The organism is Kitasatospora sp. NPDC052896 (assembly GCF_044547075.1).
GTDB lineage: Bacteria > Actinomycetota > Actinomycetes > Streptomycetales > Streptomycetaceae > Kitasatospora.
This window is the reverse complement of sequence record NZ_JBITZU010000006.1, coordinates 363,668-388,795: the sequence shown is the minus strand read 5'-3', so window position 1 is coordinate 388,795 and position 25,128 is coordinate 363,668. Positions and strand designations below refer to the sequence as shown.

Sequence of the window (25,128 nt, the reverse complement as noted above, 5' to 3'; positions counted from 1 at the left end):
ACCGTGTACTACGAGATCCGCCGCTACCAGGCCCAGCCCGGGCGTCGGGCGGAATGGGTGCGCTACATGGAGGACGTGGTCATCCCGTTCCAGACCTCGCTCGGCATGGACGTGACCGCCTCCTTCGTCGACGCCCAGGGCGAGGACGGCTACGTCTGGATCCGCCGCTTCGAGGACGAGACTCAGAGCGAGGCCCTCCATGCCGCGGTCTACCAGCACGACCGCTGGAAGAACGAGATCGGCCCGGTGGTCCACAGCCTGCTGCTCCCCGAGAAGTCCGTCGTCACCCGCGTGCTCCCCACCTCCGCCTCACCGCTGCGCTGAGGCGGCCCCGACCGCCACGCACCACCGCACCGCCGAACAGTCAAGGACCTCCCCCATGAACACTGACACGATTCCGAAGTCGTCCCCCGCTTCCTCGATCACTCGGGCCGCCGCCGGCGCACTCATCGCCGCGGTGCACACTGCCGCCGCCCGGATCGGCTTCACGGCGGCCGTCGCCGTCACCGACCAGGGCGGACACCTGAAGGCCTTCGACCGCACCGACGACGCGCCCTTCCTGACCGCCGAGGTGGCCCTCGACAAGGCCTGGACCGCAGCCTCCTTCCACACTCCCACCCACGCCTGGAACGACTACCTGACCAATCCGCGGATCGCACCGCTGGCCGGCCACCCACGTCTGATGGCCGTCGGTGGCGGCTACCCGATCACCGAGAACGGCCACTGCATCGGGGGCCTGGGCATCTCCGGCGGGAGCTACGAGCAGGACCAGCAGGCCGCCGAGGAAGCGCTCTCCTCGCTCGGGTTCGACCTGCCCTGACGATCCGTCGGCCGCGGGTCGGCCCGGCTCGCCCCGTCACCTCGTCGGCGTAGCCGACGGGGGGTCTGCTCCGACTGCTCCGCCAGATGGAAGGCGGTGCGGGAGAAGATCGCCGGTCCCGACTACATCGCGGCACTCAGCGGACGGTGCGGCCGGCGTCGATCCAGGCGCGCCGCGCGATGGCGAGCGGCGCGCCTGGATCACCAACCAGCGGATCGAGGCCTCACGGTTCACACTTCCCGCTGTCCGGCGGCGGCGCCGGTCTCCGGTTGAATTTCATTGCTCTGTCGCACCATCCTCTCGTAGGTCAGAGCAGGCACATCGTTTTCGTTCGCGAACCGCAGAAGCGAGGTGGACCAGTCATCGAACAGTGAGAAGACTCGATCCACCATCAGCTTCGATTCCTCGCGCTGGGTCGGGTCGAGGTCCGGCAGGCTCGATGCGGCCACCTCCGGGGACTTGATACTGTGCGACGCCTCCGCGGCATAGTGCTTCGTGCCGAAGAACTCGCACTCCTGCCCGTCCTGCATGGTGATTCCCTGGCAGTGCTTGAAGATCGTGATCGAGACGGCTTCGATGGACTCGACCATCGCGAAGACGGCGTACGTCGGCGAACCGGACGCAAGCGATGCCAGTTCGAGGCACAGGCGCCGGGAGTGCTTGAAGTCCGCTCCCCACAACACACGTGTGGCGTCCGACAGCGGCATCCGGCTGTCAGCTCCGAGCTTGCCCAGATCGTTCAGCAGCCACTGCCAGTGAAAGTCTTCTTCATAGGTGTGGGCATTCAGCAAGACCTGCAGATGGTCAAGTTGAGGGTCGCCCTCACCCTTGCGAAAGACGTACTTGTTCAGATCGGAGTAGCCCATGATGAAGGGGATGACGCTCGGCCCCCACGCGAGGCGCCGCTCCCGGGCAAGGATTCGTCAGCCAACAGGCGGGCGAAAAAATCGTGCGTCTCGTACTGCTTCCGTCGCTCTTCGACATAGCCGATGACCTGTTGCATTCCCCGCTCCGTCCTGGACCTGAACAGCACCTCATCACTCCGCACTCCCCCACCCAAGGCCAGTGTCGGACAATGCAGTTGGTGCCCCGGCGTGGTGTTCGCGCCGAGGACAGGTCGCACTGCGGGTGAGCGGGGCGTGCGGACTCGACCTGGCCGACAGAGCACCATCGACACGGTGGTGCCTGTCACGCGACAGTCGGTACTCCGCTCGCGGCGGTGTGGACCGTCGGCTGTGCCCCGCTCCCCAGCGTCAATACCGCGGCACTGTACGCGGCGAGCGGAAGAGTGGCGAGCGGAAGAGTGCGGCCTCCCTGATCGCACCCCTCGGCAAGGCCGCCACATCGCGGCCGACAAGGACGCAGAGCCTCCCGACCGACCGCGCGTTACACCGGCGTACAAGGACCTTGGCGCGACAGCCCGTGGCGCTGCTTGAGATCCCCGGACAACCGGGTGCCACACCGGAGCGAGCGCGGCGGGGGCGACCACGGCTTCATCGCCCAACTGGTCGCCACCGCACGGGAGAAGGGAGTACCCGGCGGCATCGGCGGCGGGGCCGGTCGCCGGCCTGCCGTGCACGTCCGGGACGCCGCGCGCCTGTTCCGCCCCGCACTCGACAGGCTCCGGTCGGATCGACGTGGTACGCCGTCGCCGACGAGGGCGTCCTGGTCTGCGAGATCGCCAAGATGATCGGCCGTCACCTTGGCCTGCCGACGGCTTTCGTCCCGGCCGAGGACTCCGGCCTCCTGGACGGGGCCCCTGGCCATCGATCAGCTGGCCTGCAGCGCCCTGCCCCGGGGCAGTTCACCCTGGATCCTGACGTAGCCCCAGCTCGGATTCTCCATGGCGAGGCGCTGGATGAGTGCGGCGACCTCTTCGGGCAGTGGCGGTCGGCCGGGTCTCGCCGGTGGTTGGCCCATTTCCAGCGGACCAGGCGGCGGTGCCGGGCCAGCAGCGTGCCCGGGGTGACCAGCCGGTTCCGGCGCAGGGCGGAGGGGAGATGCCGGGCGAGCGCTGAGAGCACGGCGCGGTCGGCCCACGACATCTGCAGCCGCCCGACCTGGCGCCGTAGCACTGCGGCCTCATGGCGCGGAGCGAGGATCTCGGCATTGTCCGCGGCGGAGGAGCGCCCCCGGCAGCGCGAGCCCGCCCAGGATCCGGCAGAAGATCAAGTGAAGCAGTCTCAGGCCCACGATCAGCGATCACGCCCCCTGGCCGGGCAGCGCCAATCTGGAACGAAGGGCACCTGTGCCGGGCCCTACTCGCATACCAGCGGCACCGGACACTCCGCCGGAACGACGCAGCCCTGTCCGGCGGCCGCCGACGCGGGCGCTCGAGTGCCCACATCTGGGCACTCGAGCTCAATGGCTCATGGAATTCCGCCTCCAGTGAGGAATTCCGCGCTCGACTATCTGTTAGTAACCTCCGCCGTAACCACCACCGCCGTAGCCGCCACCGTAACCACCGTAGCCGCCACCGCCATAGCCGCCGCCGTAGCCGCCACCGCCGCCACCCCAATCGGAGACAACGGAGACATGGGCAGGCGCTGCGTGGGCAGCCGTCGTGGCGCCGGCGCTACAAGCGAGAGCCAGGATGGGGGCTGCGAACGCGGCTGCCACCGCCCGGCGGGTCCTTGACGTATGTGCATGCATCATGTTCCCCTTTCGGGGATTCCCGAGAAAACGAACCGAATTAACAGTTCTGATGTGCACCGCAATCGCTCCGGTGCAGGATGCATCCGACAGGTATTCCGGGTTGCTGAACGCAAGCCTGGCGGTCGTTTCCCGGCTGCCGAACGCCCGTTTTTGAGATCGGAGTAGGTGATCCACAACCCAACGTAGGCAGCCATCACGAGCCGAGTCAAAGGATGGATGTAAAGCATTGATAACAATATGCGCGGAGCACCTCTGCTGGGCCTGACCTGCGGCGTTACACGGCGCCATCTCAGTTTACGAGATGCGGTCCCACATCGTAGAAGGCAAGCCCCGGCCTTCTGCCGTTCGCGAATTCCGATGGCTCGGCGTGGAAGCACGACCCGGCTCACGAAGACCGCTCCAACGGGCTCAGTGAAGGGTGGAGCCAGGAGGGGATCCTGGCGCGGTGGCGAAGGTCGCGGTATTGATCCGCAGCCGTTTCAGGGCCGAGCCCACCGGTCGCGCCGACGGGCGCCTTCGAGGTCTGGCCGCAGGAGCCGCCGAACGGCGCCTGATCGCGCCCCGGGCTACGGCAATCGGAGTACCGCGATGCCGGCTTGCCCGTAGCTGAGCTGGTGGGCGAGCCGGGGCGGCCGGATGACAGGCGGCCGGATGACAAGGCGCCCCGCACATGGTCCCGTGCAGGGCGCCCGCCTGTGCGCTGAAGGTCAGGCCGGACGGATGTGCTCGGCCTGCGGGCCCTTCTGGCCCTGGGTGACATCGAAGGTGACCTTCTGACCTTCCTGGAGCTCGCGGAAGCCCTGGGCATCGATGTTCGAGTAGTGGGCGAACACGTCAGCGCCGCCACCGTCCTGCTCGATGAAACCGAAGCCCTTTTCCGCGTTGAACCACTTCACGGTGCCGGTAGCCATGCTGCTCTCCTTCTCGGGGGGGGTGCTAAGCCGGGCTCCGCAAGGTGCGGGGCCCGGAGGTGATCGCCCTGGTCCGGAGAGGCGCTGGACAGCAAAAACGCCCACGGCATCATCACCGCGGGCGAGAACTTCGGAACCACGACTGCTTGACCAAAACATTACACCGCAGGGGATCGCCACCAGGGGACCGACGGCACGACGCGCCGCCCGAGCCCCGAGGGGCGCGACAGGTCTCCGCCCGAGCCCTTGCCGGTGGTCAGCCGGTATGGACCGTCGCCTTCCCAGGCTGCCGGGTACGGGATCGGAGGAGATCGATGACGACGGGCAGGACGTCATTCCCCTCCGGGCGGGCGACAGCCGAGCGGAACCGCGACCAAATCCTGGCCGTCGCCAGGGCGGCCTTCGTCGCTGGCGACACGGACATCTCGATAGCCGAGGTCGCCCGCCGTGCCGGCCTCGGCATGGCCGCGCTCTACCGCAACTTCCCCGGTCGCCAGGAACTCCTGGAAGCCCTCTACGCCGACGAAGCCGACGGGCTGTGCAAGGCCGCGATCACCGAAGACCGACAGACCCCGTACAAGCCAGAACTCTCGCTCGAGTATCAGGCGGCGGTGAGGAAGTCGGACAGTGCCCTTGCCACTTCTTCGGGTGCCTCGACCTCCGGATAGTGGCCGATGCCGTCCAGCACGGTGAACGTGGCGTCGGGACGTCGTTCGCGCAGGCGCTTCAGGACGTGGGCTCCGCTGATGGGGTCTTCGGGACCCCAGACGAACAGAAGCGGTCCCTCGTCGTAGTGTTCGAGGGCGCCGGTCCAGCGGTCGTAGTTGGCGCGGCGATCATCGATGTAGTGGAGCAGGTCCGGAAGCACGAGCAGGCCGTGGTCGCGTGACGAGGCCAACCACATCTCGTGCAGGTGCTCGTCGGAGATGGGTTTGCCAAGGACGCTGCGGACGCTTTCGGTGTACTTCTTCTCGTCGATGAAGTGGGCCAGGAGCGGGCCGATCCGGCTGTGCAGGAGGCGCTGGCCCAGGATCGGGCGGTGGAGGTCGGCGTAGAGGCCGCCGTTCAACAGGGCGGTCCGGGTGAAGCGTTCCGGCTCACGGGCTAGCAACTCTTGAGCGACCGAGACGCCGTAGTCGTGGGCGATCAGCGCGGTCCTGCCGATGCCCAGGCGCTTCCAGACGGCCTGGAGCAGATCGGCTTGCTCGTCGATGGAGTAGTGGTGGTGGCGGGGCTTGTCGCTCTGTCCGAATCCGAGCATGTCGAATGTGGTCACCTGGCATCCGGCCTCGACCAGGTGCGGGACGACTCCTGCCCAGTCGTGGGAGGAGGTGGGGAAGCCGTGTACGAGTGTCACGGGTCTGCCGGCACCGTCTTGGCGGACGAACACCTGGTGGCCGTTCAGCTCCACCCTGGTGCCGCCGGCAACCCAGTCGGCGAGTTTCATGTGCGCGTTCCAATGCTCTCGTGCGGGGTGCTCGGCGCACGGCCGAGCCCTTGAGAGGTGGAGGTGCCTTCGGCGAGCGAGACGCCCAGAGCACCCGGCACCGAGCACGACGACCGGGCGGGTGGCGGTGTCCTTTCGTTTCGACGGGGCCGCACCGCGATGAGCGCAGACAGGAAGCCGGTGCACGGGTCGTCGCGCACCGAGCGCACGATGTATCCGATGAACTGAATACTCGAGAGCGTGAAATCCGCCGCAAAAAACACCAACTTACATTACTCGATATAATTACCATACGCACCATAGGCGCTCCCCGCTACGTCAGCACCCCTGGCCGCCCCTGCGTACTGGCCACCCATGTCGGCGCGCGTGGCACCTGTGTGCTCGACCGCGCAACCCCCGCGATCGAACGGCCGCGCCGCGCCCGGGCGGAGGTCGGGCGACCCAGCGCGAGCCGCCGCATGGGTCCCCAAGGGTGACTGTTCGTGTGCTTTTTCTCCGAATGGCCGTCGATGACCGGCCGGTAACCTGCGCGCGGACGCGAACGTTTACTCTGACTCCTTGGGAATAGGCCAAGTGAGTAGGGCTTCGCCATAAGGCGCCGTGGAAGTGACTGCCCGACCCGGGAGCGCCGAGGCTCCCCTGCTCCTGCTGTGCGGGGAAGGACCGTTGCCCTCCGCCAGCTTTCAGGCCGCTGCTGGAAGACACAAGGCAGCTCACACATTTCCGCCAAACCCCCTACCCGGCAGGATAGCGGGCCTGGCCCGCCCGCAGCTCCCGATCGCTGGCAGCCACGGGCGCCAGATAGGCAGATAAGGGGTATTCCCATGACAGTCGTCCTGTCAGTTGACGAATCGCGTTCCCTTTCCGAACGGTGCTTGCAGACCGCTGGATACTCAGCCGAGGATTCGGCAATCATCACGGACCACCTGATGGACTGCGAACTGCGCGGCGTGCCCTCCGGAGGCCTGCCGCGCCTGCTGTCGATCCTGGAGCGCCTGCGCGACACCCCGCAGCCGGCCGGCGAGATCACGCTCCTGCGCGAGAACGCCTTGTCGGCATCGTTCGACGGCGGGGACCAGGTCGGCTACCTGGTGGCCCACAAGGCGGCTACGGTTGCCATCGCGAAGGCCAAGGAGACAGGCGTCGGGGTCGCCGGAGCCAGCAACACCTGGATGACCGGCATGTTCACCTACTACATGGAGATGACCACCCGCGTGGGCCTCGTCACCATGGCCGCTGGCAGCAGCGTCCAGGCCGTCGCCCCATTCGGCGGCACCGAGCCGCGCTTTGGCACCAACCCGATGGCGTTCGGCTTCCCCTCCGACGACGGGCCGGTCATCTGGGACATCGGGACCTCCAACATCGACCACGCCAAGGTCTCGGTATGCATGCGCCTCGGCCAGCCACTGCGCGAGGGCCTCGCCTTCGACGAGCACGGTCAGCCGACCACCGACCCCACCGCGGCGTCGTCGGGCGCGTACACGGTATGGGGCGGCTACAGAGGCTCGGGACTGGCAGTCGTGATCCAGCTACTGGGGATGACGACCGGCGCGGACGCGTCCCCCGTCGGCATGTCCGGCTGCGGCTTCGTCATCGCCGTGATCGACCCTGAGATCTTCACCTCTGCCGACGACTTCCGCCGTCGGGTGGCTGCCTACGCCGACTCCGTCCGGACCTCCCGCCCGGTGGACCCGGCCAAGCCGGTGCGCGTCCCCTTCGACCGGTCCGCCGCAACGAAGGCCGCGCGGCTGCGGGAGAACCGGGTCGAGGTCTTCGACGTGGTCTACAGGACACTTCGCGAGGCTGCGGACAGCCCGCTCGCCCCTCCACCGCGGCACCTGTCGACCGCTGGCGGGCGCCCCAGGCTCAGCCGGCACAACTGCCGAGCCGGCCGGACCCCTGACCGGACAGGCCGCCTGGCCCCGGGCGTGCACGGCCGCTTCGACCGCGAGCGCGGCGGCGGCCGAGAGCCGCGGAGGCCCGCGGATCGGTCCTCGTGCGGGCAGGCGACCGGTGGTTTCGGTGGTCACGGCAGCCACGCCTCCGGAGTGAGTCGAACTGACTGACGGTCAACTGACCGTCAGGGTGGCGTGCATGTACTGGTGGATCGTGCAGATGTAGGGGTAGCTGCCGGGTGTGGTGGGAGCGGTGAAGGTCGCCGAGGCGCCGCCGTTGACGGCTCCGGTGTCGAACGACTTGTCCTCGGCGGTCACGGTGTGGGTGGTGGCGTCCTCGTTGACGACGGTGACCTGTTCGCCGGGGTGCACGGTGATCGTGGCGGGGGCGAAGAGGAAGTTCTTGATGGTGATCCGGGCGGCAGCGGAAGAGGACCCGGCCGGTGGGGCGTTCGGTGCGCTGCCGACCGGGGCGCCGGAGTGGCTCGAGGAGCAGGCGTTCACCGTGAGGGTGAGCAGGACGGCTGCGAGGGTCGAGGGCAGGCGCGCGGCGGTCACAGGTGTTCGTTTCTGGCGATGGGGGTGGGTGCCCGGGCGAGGGGGGAGTCGACCGTTCGCGCCGGGGCACCCACCGGCTGTGGGGCGACCGGTCAGACGGTCAGCAGGGCGGGGCTGGCGGCCTTGTCGGCGGGCAGGAAGTCGTCGGGGACCGGGTACTGCCCGAGCACGTAGTTGAGGATCGCGGCGTGCATCGCCTCCACCGGGGCGATGGTGGCGGCGGTGGCGATGCCACCGGGGCTGGTGACGTTGTAGGTCGCGTAGAGGTAGGTCTGCGCGGCCTGGTCCTCCAACTGCAGGGCCAGCTTGGCGACATCACCGACGGTGCCGGCCTGGCCCAGCGCGGCCAGCGTGGCGGGCTGGTTGGAGAGCGGGACGTTGGTGACGGCGGGCTTGCCGGCGCCGGTGAGCACGGCGTTCCAGGCTTTGGCGTGGTCGGCGTGCTGGGCCATCGCGGTGGTCACGAAGGTCGCGACCGCGGGCGGGACGGTGCCGAGCTTGCCGGCCTTGGCCGCGTCGAGGGCGGCCTGGTAGGCGCCCACCGCCTGGTTCTCCAGCGCGGTGGCCAGAGCGACGACCTTCAGGTCCCCGGTGTACCGGCCGCTCACCGTCCTGCCGGAGGTCGCGGCGTCGCTGGACCTGCTGTTGGAGGAGCAGGCGGCCAGCGTGAGTGCGACCGCTGCCCCGCCGGCACCCAGCAGGAACCGTCGTCGCCCGCTGTCACGTGGCGCGCCCGTCTGACGCGCCCGGATCTCCTCGGTGAGGTCCAGCGCGCCGGCACGCATCGTTGGCAGCGTCTCCTGGTGAGCCTGGTGCATGTCCCGGGTGAGGCGCGTGAGTTCGCCCTCGCTGATGGGAAGGTCCCAGCCGCCCTTGGTGGTCGTCACTTCACGGCCCCTTCGCTGATCGGGGTGGCACTGTCGGTCCTGTAGAACAAGTCGGGGAACCCGACACCGCCCGCGGCGGCCGGCAGCTTGGCCGGGTCGACCGGGATCGTGATCAGGTCGGCCGCGTTGCCGGCCAGCAGGGCCTGGACGGCCAGCAGCGTGGCGCGGTGCTGCGCCTCCACCGGAGCGACCGAGGCGAAGAGCTTGCGCAGTTGGACGTCGCTGACCTGGGTGACGTTCTTGGTGTAGGTCCGCGCGGCCACGTCCTCCAGGGTGATCGCCAACTTCACCACGTCCGCCGGGCCTTGGATGCCGGGCAGGGCCGAGTCCACGACGGCCTTGTACTTGGGGTCGGGGCTGTTCTGTGCCTGGCCGCCGGCCTGGGTCGCCGCCGCGTTGAACGCCTGCGCGTGCGACTGGTGCTGCATGGTGGTCCTGGCGATGAACGCCGCCACCGTCGGGTTGCCGTTCTTGATGAACGACAGCCCCGCGGCGGTCTGGTAGACCGAAACTGCCAGGTTCTCGATCGACGCGGCGGTCTGCAGCGTCATGATGTCGTCCGTCGAAATCGACCCCGACCCCGGGGCCGGATCGGCGAACGCACGACCGCCGACCAGTGCCGCCATCCCGGCCGCACCCGCCAGGACCGTGCCCCGCTGCCACCAGCGACGCCGCACCGGCTCGTTCGCCTGCCCGAAGTCGGTCAGGGCGCAGCGCGTGATGCGCGCCGCGTCGCTGTTCAAGTCCGCGGACTGCTCGGTCAGTTCCTCGAGCAGTCGGGTGTCGATGTGCTCTGTGGCCATCATGTCCCGTCTCACGTCGTGAACCCGCGATCGGTGCGGGCTCTCACACCGTCGATTCGGCGTGACCCCCGGGGCGGCTTGGTCGACAGGCGGACCGATCCGGGATTCACCCGCCGGGGTGACGCGAGAGGACATCATCCGAACAGACGGCCCTTTCCATGCGATCCCCGGGCGCTGCCGCTTTGCGGCACAGGAGGGCCCCACAGTCCCGGACGAGGAGTCGAGGAGTGTGCGCGCGGACAGGCAGCGACGACCGTCACGGACCGGCTCCAGCTGAGTGTGCCCATGACCGCGGGGGCGGCTCCGAAACGCACCTTGTCAGCGATCACCGCGTGTCCTTGACCGGCCGGCCGGGTGTCCGCCTCGCACAGGCCACCGCACTCCGCCGCGGTGAAGCCCGTATGCGGCGATCGGCCCCGCCACGTCGGGACGTCATCCTGATCGGGGCCGAAGCCCCTGATAAGGGATGTCCACCAAAGCGAATCGTGACTGGTTTGGTGGTCCTGGTACGCTGAGTTGATCTTGGCGTCATACTGGCGGAGCTCGCCGCGCTGCTGGTGGGCACCGCGAGGACCCCTGCAAGAGGCCACTTGGACAGGGAAAACGCAACTTGGACAAGGCCCGCAGGGGGTAGCTATCTTCACCTGGCCTTCGGCGGTCGCACGGTCGCTCAGGGGTTCCTTCAGGCTGAGTCACCCGCGACGGGATGAGTTGGTCGCGCCCACAGCTCCGCACGCCCACGCGTGAGCCACCGAACCGAGTCCACGCCCGGGCAGCCAGACCGCCAAGGACTTTCCACATGAGGCACCCTCAACCAGGGAGAGACGCATGCCCCATCTTGCGCTGTACACATTCGGCGTCCTGAAGTCACCTCTCGCCGATCCCGCACCTCTCACGCGGGAGTTCCACGACAGCGGCGAGGCCGTCTACCGGAAGATCGGCCAGCACCCCGGATACCTCGCTCATGCTGAAGCGGCAGACGGCGCCCGGGGCACACACTTCGACTTGGACTGGGGTGCATGGGGCGAGTTCGCCGTACCGACCTGGTACGGCAAGGGCCGTACTGTGGAAACCACCGCCCTGGCCGCGACCCTCTCACTCTGGACCGACCTCCGCCCCGCCTTCGACGCCATCTACACCGGTCTGCACCGTGAGGCGCTCAACAGGCGCTATGACTGGTTCGAGAGGACAGCACACCCGAGTCACGTCTTCTGGTGGGTCTCCGACGGCGTGACACCCACCTGGCAGGACGGGGTTTCCAGGCTTGAGCACCTCCACGACCATGGCTCCGCACCGCACGCCTTCACCTTCCACCACTCGTTCGCCCCGGACGGAACTCCGACCAGGATCAAAGGCATCGGGCCGAAGAGCGACCAAGTTCGCTGACAGGGAAGCCCGAACGACTGGGTTCGCTGTCAAACGCCTCGATTGAATGACGGCGAACACCAGCCTGACCACCAAACCAGTCAAAGCGAATCAAGCCCACTGCGGCAGCCGAGACCTTTCCGGACACGGTCACCGCGGTCCTCCGTTCCGCCGGACCGGCCATACGGTTCATGCCGTCCCGCCCAGCGTTCACTCCCCTCACCGGTCAGGCCCGCTCGGCCCGGCCGGGATACGGCCGTCAGGTGAGCGGCAGCAGCAGAACCGGCTGCCCGCTCGGGTGAGGCGAGCCGCCCGCCGGCTCCACCGTGACCCCGACGCCCGCAGCGTCGCCGATCGGTCCGGTCAGCACCAGTGAACCCGTCGAGGAGGGCAGCAGACCGGCCGGGCGCATGATTCCCGCGTCGTTGAACCACAGTTCGTATGCCTTGCCCCGTGCCAGGGCGGGCAGGCCCTGTGCGAGGAAGCCGGCCTGTCCCCGGCTCCGGGACCACACCACGGTGCCCACGCCCGAACCGGCGCGTTCCGTGACGGTCTTCGCGTCCGCGGCCGTCAGGAGCGCGCCAAAGCGGTTCTGCTGGTCCTGCAACCGCGCGGCGCGCACTGCGGCCTGGTGAACCTGCTCGTGCTGCTGGACCGCGACGCCGCCCAGCGCGGCCGCGGCGGCGATCGTCGCGGCGAGCGCGAACCTGGGCCAACGTCCGGCGGACCTGTCATGAGACCCGACGGCGACCGGCCCGATGACCGGGGCGAGTTGGCGGATGCTGGCGGTCGCCGCCAGTACCCTGGCCTTCAACTCGAATGGCGGCGCGAGAGCTTCGGCCGCGCCGAACCGGGCCAGCGTCGCCTGGAACTCCGCGACCTCGGCCGCGCACGCCTCGCACTGGGCGAGGTGGCGTTCGAACATCCCACGCTCCGCCTCGTCCAACGCGTGTGCGGCGTAGGCACCGGTCAGCGTGTGCAGATCAGCTGAAACCTTCACGATGCCACCCCCAGGCAGTCACGCAGGCGGATCAGACCGTCCCGCATACGTGTCTTGATGGTGCCCAACGGAGCGTCGAGCATGTCGGCAACCTCCCGGTAGGAGAAGCCCCGGTAGTACGCCAACGTGACCGACTCGCGCTGGATCTCGGTCAATGCCTTCAGGCAGCGCCGCACCTGCTCCCGCTCCAGCCGCCCCTCGACCTGCTCGGCGACCTCGTCGAACGCAGGAACGTAGCCCTGGGCGGCCACCTTCTGCTCCCGGTCGCTGGCAGCCTGCACCGAACGCACCCGGTCCACCGCCCGGCGGTGCGCGATGGTCAGCACCCACGGCATCACCTCACCGCGTTCGGGCTGGTACCGGGCGGCGGTGCGCCACACCTCCAACAGGACCTCCTGCGCCACCTCCTCCGACTGCGCCGGGTCCCGCAGCACCCGGCGGACGAGGCCGAGCACCGGGCCGGCGATGACGTCGTAGAGCCGGCCGAAGGCGTCCTGGTCGCCGAAGGCCACCCTCGCCACCAGATCCTTCAGATCGGGTCCGCGCCACTGCGGGGTCGCCAAGTGGACCACCGTGTTCACCGAATCATCCCCACCGCTCAACAGCACATCCGGCCTGATGCGACGGGCAGCCGTGGTGCCTGTCGGTCGGACGGCAGATGCGCATGGAGACCTCCTGGATGAACACGGGCGAAACCAATCGGAAGAACTCGAACGGCCTGTATTCGGAACCGGATGGGCAGCGGATTGCCGCCGATGAGGACAGACTTCCACGGGTACGGCTGTGGCCCCGCGGCATGCCGCGCTCGTCCACCGGCGTCGACAGTTCCGGCTCGACCGACCAGGATGCGGCCGCGGCTGACCTCGGACGATGTGCAAGGCCACTGGATGGGCGTGATCAGCCTCGTGCTCGTACGGACGATCTGCCTGCTCGCCACCCGAGTCTTCGCATGGTTGGCCCTGTTCTGCGGATCTACCGCGACCAAGAACGCCGGGATACTCATCCTGCGGCACGAGGTCACGGTACTGCGCCGCCAGGTCGCCGCTCCGAAACCCGGCTGGCCGAACCGGGCGTTGCTGGCCACGCTCGCCCGCGCTGCCCGCCGCCCCGACCTGAGCACGACGGGGTGCCCGCCGAGCCGGCTCTTCGGCGGGGCAGCTGCCGGTGGCGTGGACTGCGCGAGGACGTCGGCCTTGTGATGTCCTGACGCCCCAAGACAGGGCGGCTGCGGAATCACTCGCGCGGGGCGGCCGACCGGTCCGACCATCCGACAGGCTGATGTTCAATGTCACCGACCGGCATCAAGCGCGGCGCTGGCGCCGGTGCCCGCCCCAGGAGCAGGTTCCGCTACCGTTCGGAGCCGACCTTGTCCTGCGGGTCGCTGCTTGGCGAAGTCGACGTCGAGGTGCAGCTCGTACGCCTCGGATGCCAGGCCCAGTGGACCGTCCAGGAACTCGACGCCGCCGGCGACCGCTACACCCACCAGGCGCTGCTCCTCCCGAACGCCCAGGGGCGTTTCAAAGCAATGCCGCGAAGTTTACGGCTGAGGTGGCACTGTCAAGCGGTTCGTTGAAGCTGGTCCCAGCGGGCAGGGCTCCTGCTAGGAGAGGAAGTCGACCAAGACGACTCTCCCTGTGCAGGAGCCCTGTTGACCTCCCATTCTGGCAGTTGTCCCGCCACAGATGTCCATGCTCCGGGGCATCTCGGTGCGCTCACCCGGAAGATCCCGCCGAGTCTCGTCGACGATGTCCTCGATGCAACGGGTCACCGCGAACGGCGTGTGCGTCTACTGCCGGCCCGCGTGGTCGTGTACTTCGTGCTCGCCATGGCCCTGTTCAGCAGCGACGGGTACCACGGGGTGTGGGCCGCCCTGGTCAAGGGGCTCGGCGGTCTTGCCGGGCGGATGCGGTCCACGCCGGCCCTGTCCCAGGCCCGTGCCCGGCTCGGGGCGGCTCCGATGGCCGAGCTCTTCACCCGACTGTCGGGCCCGGTGGCCACCACCGCGACTCCGGGAGCGTTCTGGCACGGTCTGCGTCTGATGGCCTGGGACGGCCTGCACCTGGAGGCGGCGGACAGCCCAGCCAACGCCGCCGCCTTCGGCTACCTCCACGCCCGCCGGGGCCGCTCCGGATTCCCTCTGGTCAGGCTCGCCGCCCTGGTGGAGTGCGGCAGCCGCGCCATCCACCAGGTGGCCTTCGGCCCGTACGCGACGGCAGAGAAGACACTCGCGCAGCACCTGCTGAGCAGCCTGTGCCCGGGCATGCTGCTGCTCGCCGACCGCAACTTCGACGGCTACGAGCTATGGGGCCAGGCCCGGGACACCGGCGCTGACCTGCTGTGGCGGGCCAAAGGCGTGCGAATCTTGCCCCGGCTGGTCCCGCTGGCGGACGGCTCCTACCTCTCCGTGCCGCCCGACCGCAACGGGCGCGGCTACCGCACCGCCAACGGGCACCAGGTCCGTGTCATCGAGTTCCAGCTCACGGTGTCCACCAGCGACGGCGCCAGCCGAACCGAGCACTACCGCCTGCTGACCACGCTCATGGACCCCCGCCGCCATCCCGCCGACCAACTGGCCACCCTCTATCACCAGCGCTGGGAGGTGGAGATCGCGTTCTTCGGACTGAAGGTGACCTTGCGAACGGCAGACCGGGTCCTGCGATCGCAGCACCCGGAAGGCGTTGAGCAGGAGATCTACGCCTACCTGGTCGTCTATCAGGTCCTGCGCCGGGTATCGCATCACAGTGCCCGCCGCGTCGGCGTTGACCCGGACCGGGTCTCCTTCACGGTAGCGGTCCGCGCCGCACGGCACAGCGTCATCGCGGCCGACCACGCCTCGCCCGGCACCCCGGAGCAGGCCTTCCACCAGCTGTTGATCAGCGAACTCCTGCCGCCACGACGTGCGGACCGCGTCAGCCCCCGCGCGGTCAAGCGCCCGGTCTCGCCGTTCTCCTACAAACAGGGCCAGGCCCTCCGCAAGAACCGGACATCCAGACGTGCGACCTACACAGTCCACCTCCGCGAACCCTCCGCCGACGCCTTGACAGCGCCACCTCAGCCGTAAACTTCACGGCATTGCTTTGAAACGCCCCTGCCCGAACGCCGGACCCCATGAAAGCGGACTCAGACCCACTCCCCCACGGTTCCGAACGGCCCGTCAGCAGATTCAACGTGATCGGCTCCGCAGTCCAGAGTGCAGGTCCTGCTGACGGCGGCGGCTACCTGCCGAGTGCGTTCTTGGCGATGAGCGTGGCGGCGGTGTCGGTGATCGTCTGTTCGATGGAGCGGGGATGCCAGCCGAGCTGAGTGCGTGCCTTGCTGCTGTCGACGAGCCTCTTGCGGCCGAGCTCGGGGCGCAGCATCGCCATCTGCGGGTTGCGCTGCGCGAGCGGCGCGCTCACCGTACTGGTGGAGCTGGTGGCGGAGCCGGCCCATCTGCGTTTCGAGTTCGGTGAGGTGGAGGTCGCGGCGGTCGGCGACTTCCTGGTCATCGCGGGCAGCGCTGAGGCAGCGGCACGGCTTCCGCGGGCGTCCACGACCGTCGTCGTCTCGGACCTGGCCGCTGTGCAGGCGGTGTTGGCCGCTCATGGCGCAACGCTCACCCACGGCCCGGCCCGGAGCGTGACCGGCTCCTACCTGTTCGCCCGGCATGCCGAGGGCGCGGAGGTCGAATACGTCCAGTGGAAGCCCGAACTGGTGGCCCGGCTCCTGGGATGACGATCCGGCCGCCGGGCACGACTCCGTCTCCAGGAACGTCCGGACAACAGGCCCAAGGAACTGGACACCGAACCCGACCGCCGCCTCGAAGGCGACCGCACCCGGCCCGTCACCGCAGAGCAGCTGTGGGCTTCAGCAGCGAGATCGCCCGCAGAGGTGTCCCCGCCGAGATCCACAGGCCGGTCCTGGGCGTCAACTCTGGACAGCCCGTCATGTTCCTCTCTCTCCTCACCCAGGCGCTGCTCCGCACAACGCCGGGCCCGCCAGGAACTGCCGACCGCGGCACCCGGATGAGTCAAGATCAGGAGAGATTCGAACGGCCTTTCGCCCAACGCGGCGGCCCGGCCCGCACCGGTCCCGCCGATCAGAGATCTCCCCCAGTCGACGGCCTTCTCCGCCGGCAGCCCGCTGCCGGGAGGGGCCGCAGCGTCAGGCCTGGAGGTAGGCGAGCACGGCGAGCACCCGACGGTTGTCCTCCCCGGACTGCTCCAGGCCGAGCTTGGTGAAGATGTTGTTGCTGTGCTTGCTCACGGCCTTCTCCGAGATGAACATCCGGGCGGCGATGGCCGCGTTGGAGCGGCCCTCGGACATCAGGGCGAGCACCTCGTGCTCGCGCGGGGTCAGCGTTCGCAGCGGCGGGTCGGCCGAGCGGTGGCCGATCAGCGCGGCCACCACCTCCGGGTCCATCACCGTGCCACCGGCGGCGACTTGGCGCACCGCGCCGATGAACTGGTCGACCTCCATCACCCGGTCCTTCAGCAGGTAGCCGACCGCGCCGGCCCCGTCGGAGAGCAACTCCCGGGCGTAGAGCTGCTCGACGTACTGGGACAGCACCAGTACGGGGAGGCCGGGAAGGCGTTCGCGGGCCTCGATCGCGGTGCGCAGGCCCTCGTCGGTGAAGGTCGGCGGCAGCCGGACGTCGACGACGGCGAGGTCGGGGGTGTGTGTGGTGAGGGCACGGCGGAGTGAGGGGGCGTCGCGGACCGCGTCCAGCACCTCGCAGCCGTAGGCCTGGAAGATCCGTACCAGGCCGTCGCGGAGCAGGGCGAGGTCCTCGGCTATGACAACGCGCATGGTAGCGACATCCTCACTTCGGTGGGGCCGCCGGTGGGGCTGTCGAGGGCCAGGGTGCCGTCGAAGGCCGCGAGGCGGCGGGCGACGCCGAGCAGTCCGCCGCCGTCCTCGATTCTGGCACCTCCGCGGCCGTCGTCCGCCACCGTGATCGTCAGCTCTCCGGTGGTGTGGTCGGGTGGGTGGGTGAACTCGACGCGGATCCGGATCAGGTCGGCCTCGGCGTGTTTGATCGCGTTGGTCAGCGTCTCGGCGATGGCGAAGTAGGCGGCTGACTCCACCGGTGCGGGCAGTCGTCCCGGCAGTCGTACCTCCACCGTGGTGGGTACGGGGTTGGCCAGTGCGAGGGCCTGGACGGCGCCGTCCAGACCGCGGTCGGCCAGCACCGGCGGGTGGATGCCGCGGACCAGGTCGCGCAGTTCCGCCAGTGCGTCGGTGGTCGAGGCGCGGGCCTCGGCGAGCAGCCGGCGGACCGCCTCGGGATCGTCCGCGAGGCGCTCGGCCAGGCCCAGGCTCATCCCGAGCGAGACCAGCCGGGCCTGTGCGCCGTCGTGCAGATCGCGCTCGATCCGCCGCAACTCGCTCGCCCCGGCGTCCACGACGTTCGCCCGCGACTCGGTCAACTGGCCTACTCTCGCCACCAGTTCGGCATTGTCGGTGGGGGCCAGCAACGCGCCCATCAGGTAGGCGTTGAGCTTCGCCAGCGGCTCGGCCGTGCGGTACCAGGCCGCGAGGAAGACCGGTCCGGCCAGGGCGACCAGGAGTGTCTGGCCGAGGCCGTGCACGGCGAAGAAGCCGAACGGCTCGCGGAACACCTCCGGTGGAGTCACCGCGACGAGTAGCGGATAACCGCCGTAGAACAGCCCGGCCAGGAAGAGGATCAGCGTCAGCCCCGAAGTGAGCCAGCTGACCAGCGAGTTGGCGAGCAACCAGGCGCAGTCGCGCCAACTCGCCGGATCGCGCAACACCACCTGCAGCTCGGTCAGCCGGTTCCCGGGCGGGATCGGCAGGTAGGCGCGGGGGATCGGCGCCCCGAGCCGGCGACCGGCCCACTGCCGGTGCCGGTCGGCGAACCAGCGCACCACGACCGCACACAGCAGGGTCATCGGGAGGCCCAGCCCGAACGGGACCAGCACCACCGACGCGAGCCACAGGCAGCACAGGCAGGCCCCGACCATCGAGGCGAGCGGCAACACCAGCGACCAGCCCAGCAACGCGAAGCGGCCCGCCGGCCCGGAACGGGCCACCGCTCCCGCGGGTGCGACCGCGCGCCGCTCACCCGATCCGGCCATCACGGCCACCTCCTTCTCCCTCTCGCCTCCAGAGTGACCGATCATGCCCGCCTCGCACAGTGGGGTTTTCTCCACCCCTCGGTGGGGTCTCCTCCACCCCCGAACGGCTCCCCAGCACCAGTGATCTCCGCACCCGCCGGCAGCAGGCTGGTGCCGTCCCCGAACAGCTCTCGCCCGACGAGGAGCGCACCGCCATGACTGTCCATCCGACCGCGCCGCGCCGATACCGCACGGTGGCCTTGGCCCTCACCACCGTGCTCGGCGCCACGCTCACCGCCTGCGGGGCAGCCACCGCGGCACCCGCCCCCGCCCCCGCCCGCGGCCAGCTGGCCGAACTCGCCCGGCAGAACGTCGACGCCGGCGTGCCGGGCGTGATCGTCCGTGTCGACGACGGCCGCCACCCGGTCATCGACATCGCCGACCAGGCCCCCTGGACCACCGCCGACCACCGCCTCACGGCGAGCGACGAGTTCCGGATGGGCTCCAACACCAAGACCATGGTCGCCACCCTGGTCCTCCAACTGGTCGCCGAACACCGCCTCGCCCTCACCGACCCGGTCGAGCGATGGCTGCCCGGCCTCGTCCCCAACGGCCAGGCGATCACCGTGCGGATGCTGCTCAACCACACCAGCGGCCTGGCCAACTACCTCTACGACCCCGCCGTCCTGACGTCCTACACCGGCCAGGACACCCGCCAGTGGACGCCCGAGGAACTCCTCGCCGCAGGCACCGCCCAGCCGCCGCTGTTCGCCCCCGGCACCCGCTTCTCCTACAGCAACACCAACTACATCGCCCTCGGCCTCGTCCTCCAGCGGGCCACCGGCCAGAGCCTCGCCGACCTGATCCAACAGCACATCGCCGGCCCACTGCACCTGCACCACACCTACCTGCCCGCCAGCCCCACCACAGACCCACAGCTCGCCCACGGCTACGAACCCGACGCCGTCCACCTGACTCCGCTGCTCCCTGCGGGCAGCCCGCCCGGCTCCTCGTTCGCCGGCCCGCACCGCGGCCCCGCCGATGTCGACACCACCACGGACAACCAGAGCACCCTGTGGGCCGCCGGCGGCATCGTCTCCACCGCCGAAGACTGGGCCGCCTTCGACACCGCCCTGCTCTCCGGCAAACTGCTCCCCGCCGCCCAACTCGCCGAGATGCGCACCACCGTCCCCGAGGACCCCACCGCCCCGAACGGCGACGGCTACGGCCTGGGCCTACGCAAGGTCGTCTTCCCCTGCGGCACCGTCTGGGGCCACGACGGCCAGGCGGCCGGCTACTCCAGCGAGACCTACACCGACTCCACCGGCCGACGCACCGTCGCCGTCCTCACCAGCACGGTCTTCGACCTCACCCGCCCCCAGGCAGCCGCCACCCACCAGGCCCTGGTCAACGCCGCCGTCTGCACCATGCTCGACAAACCCCTCCCCGCCACGCCCTCGCCCTTGCCGTCGCCGTCGCCGTCCGCCGGCTGAGCCCGGCGACGACGCCGTGCCGCCCGGTCGGCACACCGGCGCACCCACCGTGCTCCTGCCAGCCGCTTCGTACCCACACCCCGATCAGAAGAGTGTTCCGTCATGACCGTGCTAGCCAGATGGTGCTTCCGGCACCGCTTCGTCGTCCTCGGGCTCTGGGTCGCCCTGCTGACCGCGATCGCCGTGCCGTACACGATGCTGGGCACCGCCTACTCCGACGCGTTCAGCCTGCCCCACACCGAGTCGGCCCGGGCGCAGACCCTGCTCCAGACCGCCGCGCCGCAGCAGGCCGGTGACACCGACCAGATCGTGCTGCACGTCCGCAGCGGCTCGGTCCGCGACGCCGCCGTCCAGCAGAGGGTCGACGCGATGCTGACCAAGGTCGCGGCCCTGCCCTCGGTCAGCTCCGTGGCAGGCGTGTACGGCCCCGCGGACGCGGCCCAGATCAGCCAGGACGGCCGCACCGCCTACGCCACGGTGACCTTCGACGCGCCCGCCGACCGGATACCCGTCGCGGACATCACCAGGGTGGTCGACACCGCACAGGCCGCCCGCGACGCGAGCCTCCAGGTGGAACTCGGCGGCCAGGCGGTCACCGACGCCGCCCAGGGCGCGACGCAGAGCACCGAGCTGATCGGCCTGGTGGCCGCGGGCGTCATCCTGTTCGTCGCCTTCGGCTCGCTGCTCGGCACGCTGGTGCCGCTGCTGGTCGCCGTCGCCGGCCTCGGAGCCGGCCTGCTCACGGTCGGCCTGCTCTCCCACGTGACCACGCTGGGCAGCATCGCCCCGACCGTGACGGCCCTGCTCGGACTCGGCGTCGGCATCGACTACGCGCTGTTCATCGTCACCCGCTACCGCACCAACCTGCGTGCCGGCCTGCCGCCCGAGGACGCGGCGGTACGCGCCATGGACACCTCGGGACGCGCGGTGCTCTTCGCCGGCGGCACCGTCGTCCTCGCCCTGCTCGGCCTGCTCGTCCTGAACATCAGCCCGCTGACCGGCATGGGCATCAGTGCCGCGACCGGCGTCCTGGCCACCATGACCGCGGCCGTCACGCTGCTGCCCACGCTGCTCGGCCTTTTCGGCGCAAGGCTGCTCACCAGGCGTCAGCGGCGGGCCCTGGCCGCGCGCGGCCCGCGAACCGCCGCCGCGGGCACAGCGGGTACGGGTACGGGCACGAACACGGGCGGCTTCTGGGGACGCTGGGCCGATCTGGTCGGCCGCCGCAAGGCCGGGCTGGGCCTGTTCGCGATCGTCGTCATCACGGTGCTGTCGACCCCCACGCTGTCCCTGCGCCTGGGTACCGCGGACGCCGGCAACGACCCGAAGGGCACCACCACCAGGAGCGCGTACGACCTGCTCGCCCAGGGCTTCGGCGCCGGTTCCAACGGCCCGCTGGTCCTGGTCGCCGAGCTGGGCGGGGCCGCCGACGTGCCCCACCTGAACTCCCTGGTGTCCACCCTCGGGAACACTCCCGCGGTGGCGTCGGTGCAGGCCCCGCCGGTCTCCGCCACCACCCGGCTCGACGTCATCCAGGTGATCCCGGACAGCGCACCCCAGGCCCGGGCCACCAGCACCCTGATCAACCACCTGCGCAAGGACGTGATCCCCGCCGCCGAGCACGGCAGCACCCTGAAGGTCCACGTCGGCGGAACGACTGCGGCGGCCGACGACCTCGCCACCGTACTCGCCGGCAAGCTGCCGCTCTTCCTCGCCGTGATCGTGCTGCTCGGCTGCGCGCTGCTGCTGCTCGCCTTCCGCAGCATCCTGGTGCCACTGACCGCCGCCGTGATGAACCTGCTCGCCTCGGCGGCGGCCTTCGGCGTGGTCGTCGCGGTGTTCCAGTGGGGCTGGGGATCCGAGCTGCTGGGCGTGGGCAAGGCCGGTCCGGTGGAGGCCATCCTGCCGCTGATCATGCTGGCGGTCCTGTTCGGCCTCTCCATGGACTACCAGGTGTTCCTGGTCAGCCGGATGCACGAGGAGTGGGAGCTCACCCACGACAACCACCGCGCGGTCCGCACCGGCCAGGCCGAGACCGGCCGGATGATCACCGCCGCTGCCATGATCATGGTCTGCGTGTTCACCGCCTTCGTCCTCGGCGGCCAGCGGGTCATCGCCGAGTTCGGCGTGGGCCTGACCGCCGCGGTCACCATCGACGCCTTCGTCCTGCGCACCCTGCTCGTCCCGGCCGTGATGCACCTGCTCGGCCGAGCGAACTGGTGGCTCCCGGCCTGGCTGGACCGGCTCCTGCCGCGCCTGTCCGTCGAGGGCGCGCCCCGCCCCTCCCCCGCCCCCACTGCCGGTCCCCACCGCGAACCCGATCCGGCTACCGTCACGCGGCGCGCGCCGAAGTCAGCCTGGGCCGCGTACCTCTGGTGGCTCTTCCTCGGCCTGTTCGGCGCGCACTGGTTCTACCTCGGCAGGACCCGCCGCGGGCTGCTCTACCTGTGCACGGCCAGCCTGTGCGGGCTGGGCTGGCTCGCCGATCCCTTCACCCTGCACCGCCAGCTCCGCGCGGCGAACGCCCGGGCCACGCCGCCTGCCCAGCGCCGCGGTGACCGGCCCGGTCCGAACGCACCTGCTACGCCGTCCACCGCAACCACCAGTACCCAGGCGTGATCAGGTTGCCGGGCGCGGTCCGGGTGATGTCAGCCCGCGCCCAGCGTCGAGGTGATCGTGTCGCGGAGCCAGCGGTGTGCGGTGTCGTCGTCCAGGCGGGGATGCCAGGACCGCGTGAGTGTCGGGAACGCCCTGGACGCGCAGGCTCATCCTTCCGCCCACCCCCTGGCCCCGCTCATCCGTGAGTGCAAGCCAGGGGGCGGGCGAGCGCGGAGCCCGGCCTCGACCCGGGTGCCGCGCGGGAGGGTGAAGCAGCCCCCGGCGGATCGGCTGCCGGGGGCTGCTCGCTTGGGCGGGAGCGGAGGGGCCGCGCCTTCTGCCGGTCCCGAGCCCGCCGCTACCGTGAGCGGCGGGCTCGGCGAGCTCGGCGGGTGAGCCTGGTCAGCCCGCGTGGAGCGCGGTGCGCAGGGTCTCGGTCGCGAGCGTGATGGCGGCCTGGGCGGCGTGGGTGCCGCGCAGGGCGTTGAGCATGACGAAGTCGTGGATGATGCCCTGGTAGCGGACGGCGGTGACGGGGACTGCGGCCTGGCGGAGCTTGTTGGCGTAGGCCTCGCCCTCGTCGCGCAGCACGTCGGCTTCGCCGGTGATGACCAGGGCCGGGGGCAGGCCGGTGAGTTGCTCGGTGGTGGCGCGCAGGGGGGAGGCGGTGATCTCGGCGCGCTGGGCGGGGTCGGTGGTGTACTGGTCCCAGAACCACTGCATGCCGTCGCGGCGCAGGAAGTGGCCCTCGGCGAACTGGTGGTAGGACGCGGTGTCGAACGAGGCGTCGGTGACCGGGTAGAAGAGCACCTGCTGGACGAGTGGGACGTCGCCGCGTTCCTTGGCCATCAGGGTGAGGGCGGCGGTCATGTTCCCGCCGACCGAGTCGCCGGCCACCGCGATGCGGGTGGCGTCCAGGCCGTTGGCGGCGCCGTCGGTGACGATCCAGCGGGCGACGGCGTAGTTCTGCTCGATGGCGACGGGGTAGCGGGCCTCGGGGGAGAGGCTGTACTCGGGGAAGACGACGGCTGCCTGCGCTCCCACGGCCAGTTCGCGGACCAGGCGGTCGTGGGTGTGGGCGTTGCCGAAGACCCAGCCGGCGCCGTGGATGTAGAGGACCACCGGCAGGGTGCCGGTCGCGCCGGCGGGCTTGACGATCCGGGCCCGGACCTCCCCGGTGGTGCCGCTGTTGACGGTGATCCACTCTTCGTCGATCGCGGGCTTGGCGGTCTCGCTGGACTGCACCTCGTCCACGACCTTGCGGCCCTCGGTCGGGTCGAGATCGAAGAGGTAGGGCGGGTTGGCGGTGGCGGCCGCGAACTCGGCGGCGGCGGGCTCCAGGACCGGGCTGGTGGGCGTGTGGTCGGACATGGTGGTCTCCTCGGTGCTGGGTGTGCGGGCGGAGGCTTGTGGGGTGTCGTGCTCCCCCGACACCAGAAGGCTATGACACGATTAACTTGTGCACAAGTAAAACTTGCATGGTGAAATCGCGCCATCGTCCCGGGTATGCTCTGCTGTTCAGGTTGACCATGGATCGAAGGAGTCCGCGATGGACGGCACCGACCTCCCGGGAACTCCGGAGGAGTTCACGCTCCTGCTGGACGACCAGCTCTGCTTCGCCCTCTACGCCGCCTCGCGTGCGGTCACCAACCGCTACCGCCCGCTGCTGGACGACCTGGGCCTCACCTACCCCCAGTACCTGGTCCTGCTCGTGCTCTGGGAGCACGGCGCGGTCCCCGTCAAGGACATCGGTGCCGCGCTGCAACTCGACTACGGCACACTCACACCGCTGATCAAGCGCCTGGAAGCAGCCGGGCTGGTGCGCCGCGAGCGACGCCCCGACGACGAGCGCACCGTGCAGGTCACCCTCACCGAGCAGGGCCAGGGCCTGCGCGAACGCGCCCGCGCCGTGCCCGCCGCCATGGGCGACGTGATGGGCCTGTCACCGCAGGAGTCCAGCGACGCCAAGAAACTGCTCCGCCGCCTGACCGCCAACGTCACCCGCGGCCGCACCGACGACCACGCCTGACCGCACGCGCGCACCACCCGAAACGCCCCCGGAGGACACCGCGCAGCCCCGGCCGCCCAGCTGCTCTCCGGTCGCGACTTCGACCCGCGCGAAGTCGGCGTTCCTGAGGGCGTCATCGCCTGCATGATCGGCCGGACAAGTCCTGGCTGTAGCCAGCCTGCGTCCGGCTTCTCCGGGAGCCCGAAGGCCACCCCAGGTGGTGTCGATGACGCTTCCCCAGTGGATCCGCGTAGTCCTGCGGTGTACGCCAATCGCCGTAAGGGAGTGCGCGTCCTGCGACGAGGGGTGACGGTTGGGGGCATGGACGTGGTGCCGTTGCTGGAGTTGGACGAGCCGTCGAACGTACGGATGCTCGCTTGGGACGGGGAACCGGCCGTCCCGGAGGCTCCGGTGGTGCGGGTTCACGCCGCCGAGCCTCGGTCGGAAGGCAGCGCGGGGACGTTCACGGTCTGTGGGCTCGCGGCCGACAGGATGGTGACCGACGGGTGGCGGGCGGCCGGTCCGGGGGCGAAGTGGTGGCCGCCGCAGTGGGCCGGACGGGCATGCCTGGTCTGTGCCACCGCCCTCGGGACGCCAGTCACTGCACCCGCTCCCGCTACCGGCCTGGGCCG

Annotated in this window: 23 protein-coding genes; 11 read left to right on the top strand and 12 right to left on the bottom strand. The window is 69.9% G+C overall.

Annotated features, from left to right (window positions below; translation table 11 throughout):
- The first annotated feature begins 3 nt into the window (after positions 1-3).
- Together ACIGXM_RS16220 and ACIGXM_RS16215 are read left to right on the top strand one after the other, a co-directional pair.
- On the top strand, positions 4-324 hold the full coding sequence (locus ACIGXM_RS16220; RefSeq protein ID WP_396561223.1) for an NIPSNAP family protein: 321 nt from the start codon (positions 4-6) through the stop codon (positions 322-324).
- 55 nt (positions 325-379) lie between these two features.
- Entirely contained in the window at positions 380-820 is a 441-nt protein-coding gene (locus tag ACIGXM_RS16215) for a heme-binding protein (RefSeq protein ID WP_396561221.1), read from the top strand.
- A gap of 230 nt (positions 821-1,050) precedes the next feature.
- Here the strand turns inward: ACIGXM_RS16215 and ACIGXM_RS16210 are convergent, their stop codons facing one another.
- The gene (locus ACIGXM_RS16210) at positions 1,051-1,686 is read right to left on the bottom strand and encodes a hypothetical protein (RefSeq protein ID WP_396561219.1); all 636 of its coding nucleotides are present in this window, start codon (positions 1,684-1,686) and stop codon (positions 1,051-1,053) included.
- A gap of 2,496 nt (positions 1,687-4,182) precedes the next feature.
- Entirely contained in the window at positions 4,183-4,386 is a 204-nt protein-coding gene (locus tag ACIGXM_RS16205) for a cold-shock protein (protein ID WP_184941582.1), read from the bottom strand.
- 314 nt (positions 4,387-4,700) lie between these two features.
- Between ACIGXM_RS16205 and ACIGXM_RS16200 the strand changes: the two genes are divergently transcribed.
- Positions 4,701-5,054, top strand: coding sequence for a TetR/AcrR family transcriptional regulator (locus ACIGXM_RS16200; protein ID WP_396561217.1), 354 nt, complete (start codon positions 4,701-4,703; stop codon positions 5,052-5,054).
- Here ACIGXM_RS16200 and ACIGXM_RS16195 read toward each other — a convergent pair.
- On the bottom strand, positions 4,988-5,833 hold the full coding sequence (locus ACIGXM_RS16195) for an alpha/beta fold hydrolase (RefSeq protein WP_396561215.1): 846 nt from the start codon (positions 5,831-5,833) through the stop codon (positions 4,988-4,990). The two genes, ACIGXM_RS16200 and ACIGXM_RS16195, sit on opposite strands and share 67 nt — an antisense overlap.
- Positions 5,834-6,657: 824 nt before the next feature.
- Here ACIGXM_RS16195 and ACIGXM_RS16190 point away from each other — a divergent pair.
- Positions 6,658-7,899 carry an Ldh family oxidoreductase gene (locus ACIGXM_RS16190; protein WP_396561213.1) on the top strand — a complete coding sequence of 414 codons (1,242 nt, stop codon included), beginning with the start codon at positions 6,658-6,660 and terminating at the stop codon, positions 7,897-7,899.
- A gap of 3 nt (positions 7,900-7,902) precedes the next feature.
- Here the strand turns inward: ACIGXM_RS16190 and ACIGXM_RS16185 are convergent, their stop codons facing one another.
- The 3 genes from ACIGXM_RS16185 to ACIGXM_RS16175 all read right to left on the bottom strand — a co-directional run bounded on the left by ACIGXM_RS16185 (position 7,903) and on the right by ACIGXM_RS16175 (position 9,979).
- Positions 7,903-8,286 (bottom strand): cupredoxin domain-containing protein, encoded by a 384-nt coding sequence (locus ACIGXM_RS16185; RefSeq protein ID WP_396561211.1) that lies wholly within the window; start codon positions 8,284-8,286, stop codon positions 7,903-7,905.
- A gap of 92 nt (positions 8,287-8,378) precedes the next feature.
- A complete protein-coding gene (locus ACIGXM_RS16180; RefSeq protein ID WP_396561209.1) occupies positions 8,379-9,173 on the bottom strand; it encodes a ferritin-like domain-containing protein in 795 nt (264 codons plus the stop codon).
- Positions 9,170-9,979, bottom strand: coding sequence for a ferritin-like domain-containing protein (locus ACIGXM_RS16175; RefSeq protein WP_396561208.1), 810 nt, complete (start codon positions 9,977-9,979; stop codon positions 9,170-9,172). Before ACIGXM_RS16175 ends, ACIGXM_RS16180 begins: the two co-directional genes overlap by 4 nt.
- An 825-nt stretch (positions 9,980-10,804) precedes the next feature.
- Between ACIGXM_RS16175 and ACIGXM_RS16170 the strand changes: the two genes are divergently transcribed.
- Positions 10,805-11,362 carry a DUF3291 domain-containing protein gene (locus ACIGXM_RS16170; protein ID WP_396561206.1) on the top strand — a complete coding sequence of 186 codons (558 nt, stop codon included), beginning with the start codon at positions 10,805-10,807 and terminating at the stop codon, positions 11,360-11,362.
- A gap of 238 nt (positions 11,363-11,600) precedes the next feature.
- On the opposite strand, the gene ACIGXM_RS16165 is transcribed toward ACIGXM_RS16170, so the two are convergent.
- Together ACIGXM_RS16165 and ACIGXM_RS16160 are read right to left on the bottom strand one after the other, a co-directional pair.
- On the bottom strand, positions 11,601-12,341 hold the full coding sequence (locus ACIGXM_RS16165) for an anti-sigma factor domain-containing protein (RefSeq protein ID WP_396561204.1): 741 nt from the start codon (positions 12,339-12,341) through the stop codon (positions 11,601-11,603).
- Complete coding sequence (locus tag ACIGXM_RS16160) at positions 12,338-12,922, bottom strand: sigma-70 family RNA polymerase sigma factor (RefSeq protein ID WP_396561202.1); 585 nt, start codon at positions 12,920-12,922, stop codon at positions 12,338-12,340. The genes ACIGXM_RS16165 and ACIGXM_RS16160 overlap by 4 nt, the downstream gene beginning before the upstream one ends.
- A gap of 306 nt (positions 12,923-13,228) precedes the next feature.
- On the opposite strand from ACIGXM_RS16160, the gene ACIGXM_RS16155 reads away from it, so the two are divergent.
- Together ACIGXM_RS16155 and ACIGXM_RS16150 are read left to right on the top strand one after the other, a co-directional pair.
- Positions 13,229-13,540 carry a hypothetical protein gene (locus ACIGXM_RS16155; protein WP_396561200.1) on the top strand — a complete coding sequence of 104 codons (312 nt, stop codon included), beginning with the start codon at positions 13,229-13,231 and terminating at the stop codon, positions 13,538-13,540.
- Positions 13,541-13,989: 449 nt separating this feature from the next.
- Positions 13,990-15,402: an IS4 family transposase gene (locus ACIGXM_RS16150; RefSeq protein WP_396561198.1), complete on the top strand. Its 1,413-nt coding sequence runs from the start codon at positions 13,990-13,992 to the stop codon at positions 15,400-15,402.
- Between the two features lie 154 nt (positions 15,403-15,556).
- Here ACIGXM_RS16150 and ACIGXM_RS16145 read toward each other — a convergent pair whose 3' ends face one another.
- Positions 15,557-15,739: a hypothetical protein gene (locus tag ACIGXM_RS16145; protein WP_396561196.1), complete on the bottom strand. Its 183-nt coding sequence runs from the start codon at positions 15,737-15,739 to the stop codon at positions 15,557-15,559.
- A 7-nt stretch (positions 15,740-15,746) separates the two neighbouring features.
- Between ACIGXM_RS16145 and ACIGXM_RS16140 the strand changes: the two genes are divergently transcribed.
- Positions 15,747-16,055: a VOC family protein gene (locus ACIGXM_RS16140; protein ID WP_396561194.1), complete on the top strand. Its 309-nt coding sequence runs from the start codon at positions 15,747-15,749 to the stop codon at positions 16,053-16,055.
- A gap of 429 nt (positions 16,056-16,484) precedes the next feature.
- Here the strand turns inward: ACIGXM_RS16140 and ACIGXM_RS16135 are convergent, their stop codons facing one another.
- Together ACIGXM_RS16135 and ACIGXM_RS16130 are read right to left on the bottom strand one after the other, a co-directional pair.
- Positions 16,485-17,129, bottom strand: a complete 645-nt coding sequence (locus ACIGXM_RS16135; protein WP_396561192.1) for a LuxR C-terminal-related transcriptional regulator — start codon at positions 17,127-17,129, stop codon at positions 16,485-16,487.
- Positions 17,114-18,418, bottom strand: coding sequence for a sensor histidine kinase (locus ACIGXM_RS16130; protein WP_396561190.1), 1,305 nt, complete (start codon positions 18,416-18,418; stop codon positions 17,114-17,116). The genes ACIGXM_RS16135 and ACIGXM_RS16130 overlap by 16 nt, the downstream gene beginning before the upstream one ends.
- A 194-nt stretch (positions 18,419-18,612) precedes the next feature.
- Here ACIGXM_RS16130 and ACIGXM_RS16125 point away from each other — a divergent pair, with 194 nt between their 5' ends.
- Both ACIGXM_RS16125 and ACIGXM_RS16120 read left to right on the top strand, forming a co-directional pair.
- Complete coding sequence (locus ACIGXM_RS16125) at positions 18,613-19,890, top strand: serine hydrolase domain-containing protein (protein ID WP_396561188.1); 1,278 nt, start codon at positions 18,613-18,615, stop codon at positions 19,888-19,890.
- Positions 19,891-19,992: 102 nt separating this feature from the next.
- Complete coding sequence (locus ACIGXM_RS16120) at positions 19,993-22,509, top strand: MMPL family transporter (protein WP_396561186.1); 2,517 nt, start codon at positions 19,993-19,995, stop codon at positions 22,507-22,509.
- Between the two features lie 381 nt (positions 22,510-22,890).
- On the opposite strand, the gene ACIGXM_RS16115 is transcribed toward ACIGXM_RS16120, so the two are convergent.
- Positions 22,891-23,859 carry an alpha/beta hydrolase gene (locus ACIGXM_RS16115; protein WP_396561184.1) on the bottom strand — a complete coding sequence of 323 codons (969 nt, stop codon included), beginning with the start codon at positions 23,857-23,859 and terminating at the stop codon, positions 22,891-22,893.
- 178 nt (positions 23,860-24,037) lie between these two features.
- On the opposite strand from ACIGXM_RS16115, the gene ACIGXM_RS16110 reads away from it, so the two are divergent.
- A complete protein-coding gene (locus ACIGXM_RS16110; protein WP_396561182.1) occupies positions 24,038-24,517 on the top strand; it encodes a MarR family winged helix-turn-helix transcriptional regulator in 480 nt (159 codons plus the stop codon).
- Positions 24,518-25,128: the final 611 nt, after the last annotated feature.

What these genes read in the sequence shown, in the direction of transcription:
- ACIGXM_RS16190 (WP_396561213.1), top strand. Translation starts at nt 6,658, where the DNA reads ATGACAGTCGTCCTGTCAGTTGACGAATCGCGTTCCCTTTCCGAACGG.
- ACIGXM_RS16195 (WP_396561215.1), bottom strand. Translation starts at nt 5,833, where the DNA reads ATGAAACTCGCCGACTGGGTTGCCGGCGGCACCAGGGTGGAGCTGAAC.
- ACIGXM_RS16200 (WP_396561217.1), top strand. Translation starts at nt 4,701, where the DNA reads ATGACGACGGGCAGGACGTCATTCCCCTCCGGGCGGGCGACAGCCGAG.
- ACIGXM_RS16175 (WP_396561208.1), bottom strand. Translation starts at nt 9,979, where the DNA reads ATGATGGCCACAGAGCACATCGACACCCGACTGCTCGAGGAACTGACC.
- ACIGXM_RS16215 (WP_396561221.1), top strand. Translation starts at nt 380, where the DNA reads ATGAACACTGACACGATTCCGAAGTCGTCCCCCGCTTCCTCGATCACT.
- ACIGXM_RS16110 (WP_396561182.1), top strand. Translation starts at nt 24,038, where the DNA reads ATGGACGGCACCGACCTCCCGGGAACTCCGGAGGAGTTCACGCTCCTG.
- ACIGXM_RS16130 (WP_396561190.1), bottom strand. Translation starts at nt 18,418, where the DNA reads ATGGCCGGATCGGGTGAGCGGCGCGCGGTCGCACCCGCGGGAGCGGTG.
- ACIGXM_RS16125 (WP_396561188.1), top strand. Translation starts at nt 18,613, where the DNA reads ATGACTGTCCATCCGACCGCGCCGCGCCGATACCGCACGGTGGCCTTG.
- ACIGXM_RS16155 (WP_396561200.1), top strand. Translation starts at nt 13,229, where the DNA reads ATGGGCGTGATCAGCCTCGTGCTCGTACGGACGATCTGCCTGCTCGCC.
- ACIGXM_RS16115 (WP_396561184.1), bottom strand. Translation starts at nt 23,859, where the DNA reads ATGTCCGACCACACGCCCACCAGCCCGGTCCTGGAGCCCGCCGCCGCC.
- ACIGXM_RS16135 (WP_396561192.1), bottom strand. Translation starts at nt 17,129, where the DNA reads ATGCGCGTTGTCATAGCCGAGGACCTCGCCCTGCTCCGCGACGGCCTG.
- ACIGXM_RS16120 (WP_396561186.1), top strand. Translation starts at nt 19,993, where the DNA reads ATGACCGTGCTAGCCAGATGGTGCTTCCGGCACCGCTTCGTCGTCCTC.
- ACIGXM_RS16205 (WP_184941582.1), bottom strand. Translation starts at nt 4,386, where the DNA reads ATGGCTACCGGCACCGTGAAGTGGTTCAACGCGGAAAAGGGCTTCGGT.
- ACIGXM_RS16170 (WP_396561206.1), top strand. Translation starts at nt 10,805, where the DNA reads ATGCCCCATCTTGCGCTGTACACATTCGGCGTCCTGAAGTCACCTCTC.
- ACIGXM_RS16210 (WP_396561219.1), bottom strand. Translation starts at nt 1,686, where the DNA reads ATGGGCTACTCCGATCTGAACAAGTACGTCTTTCGCAAGGGTGAGGGC.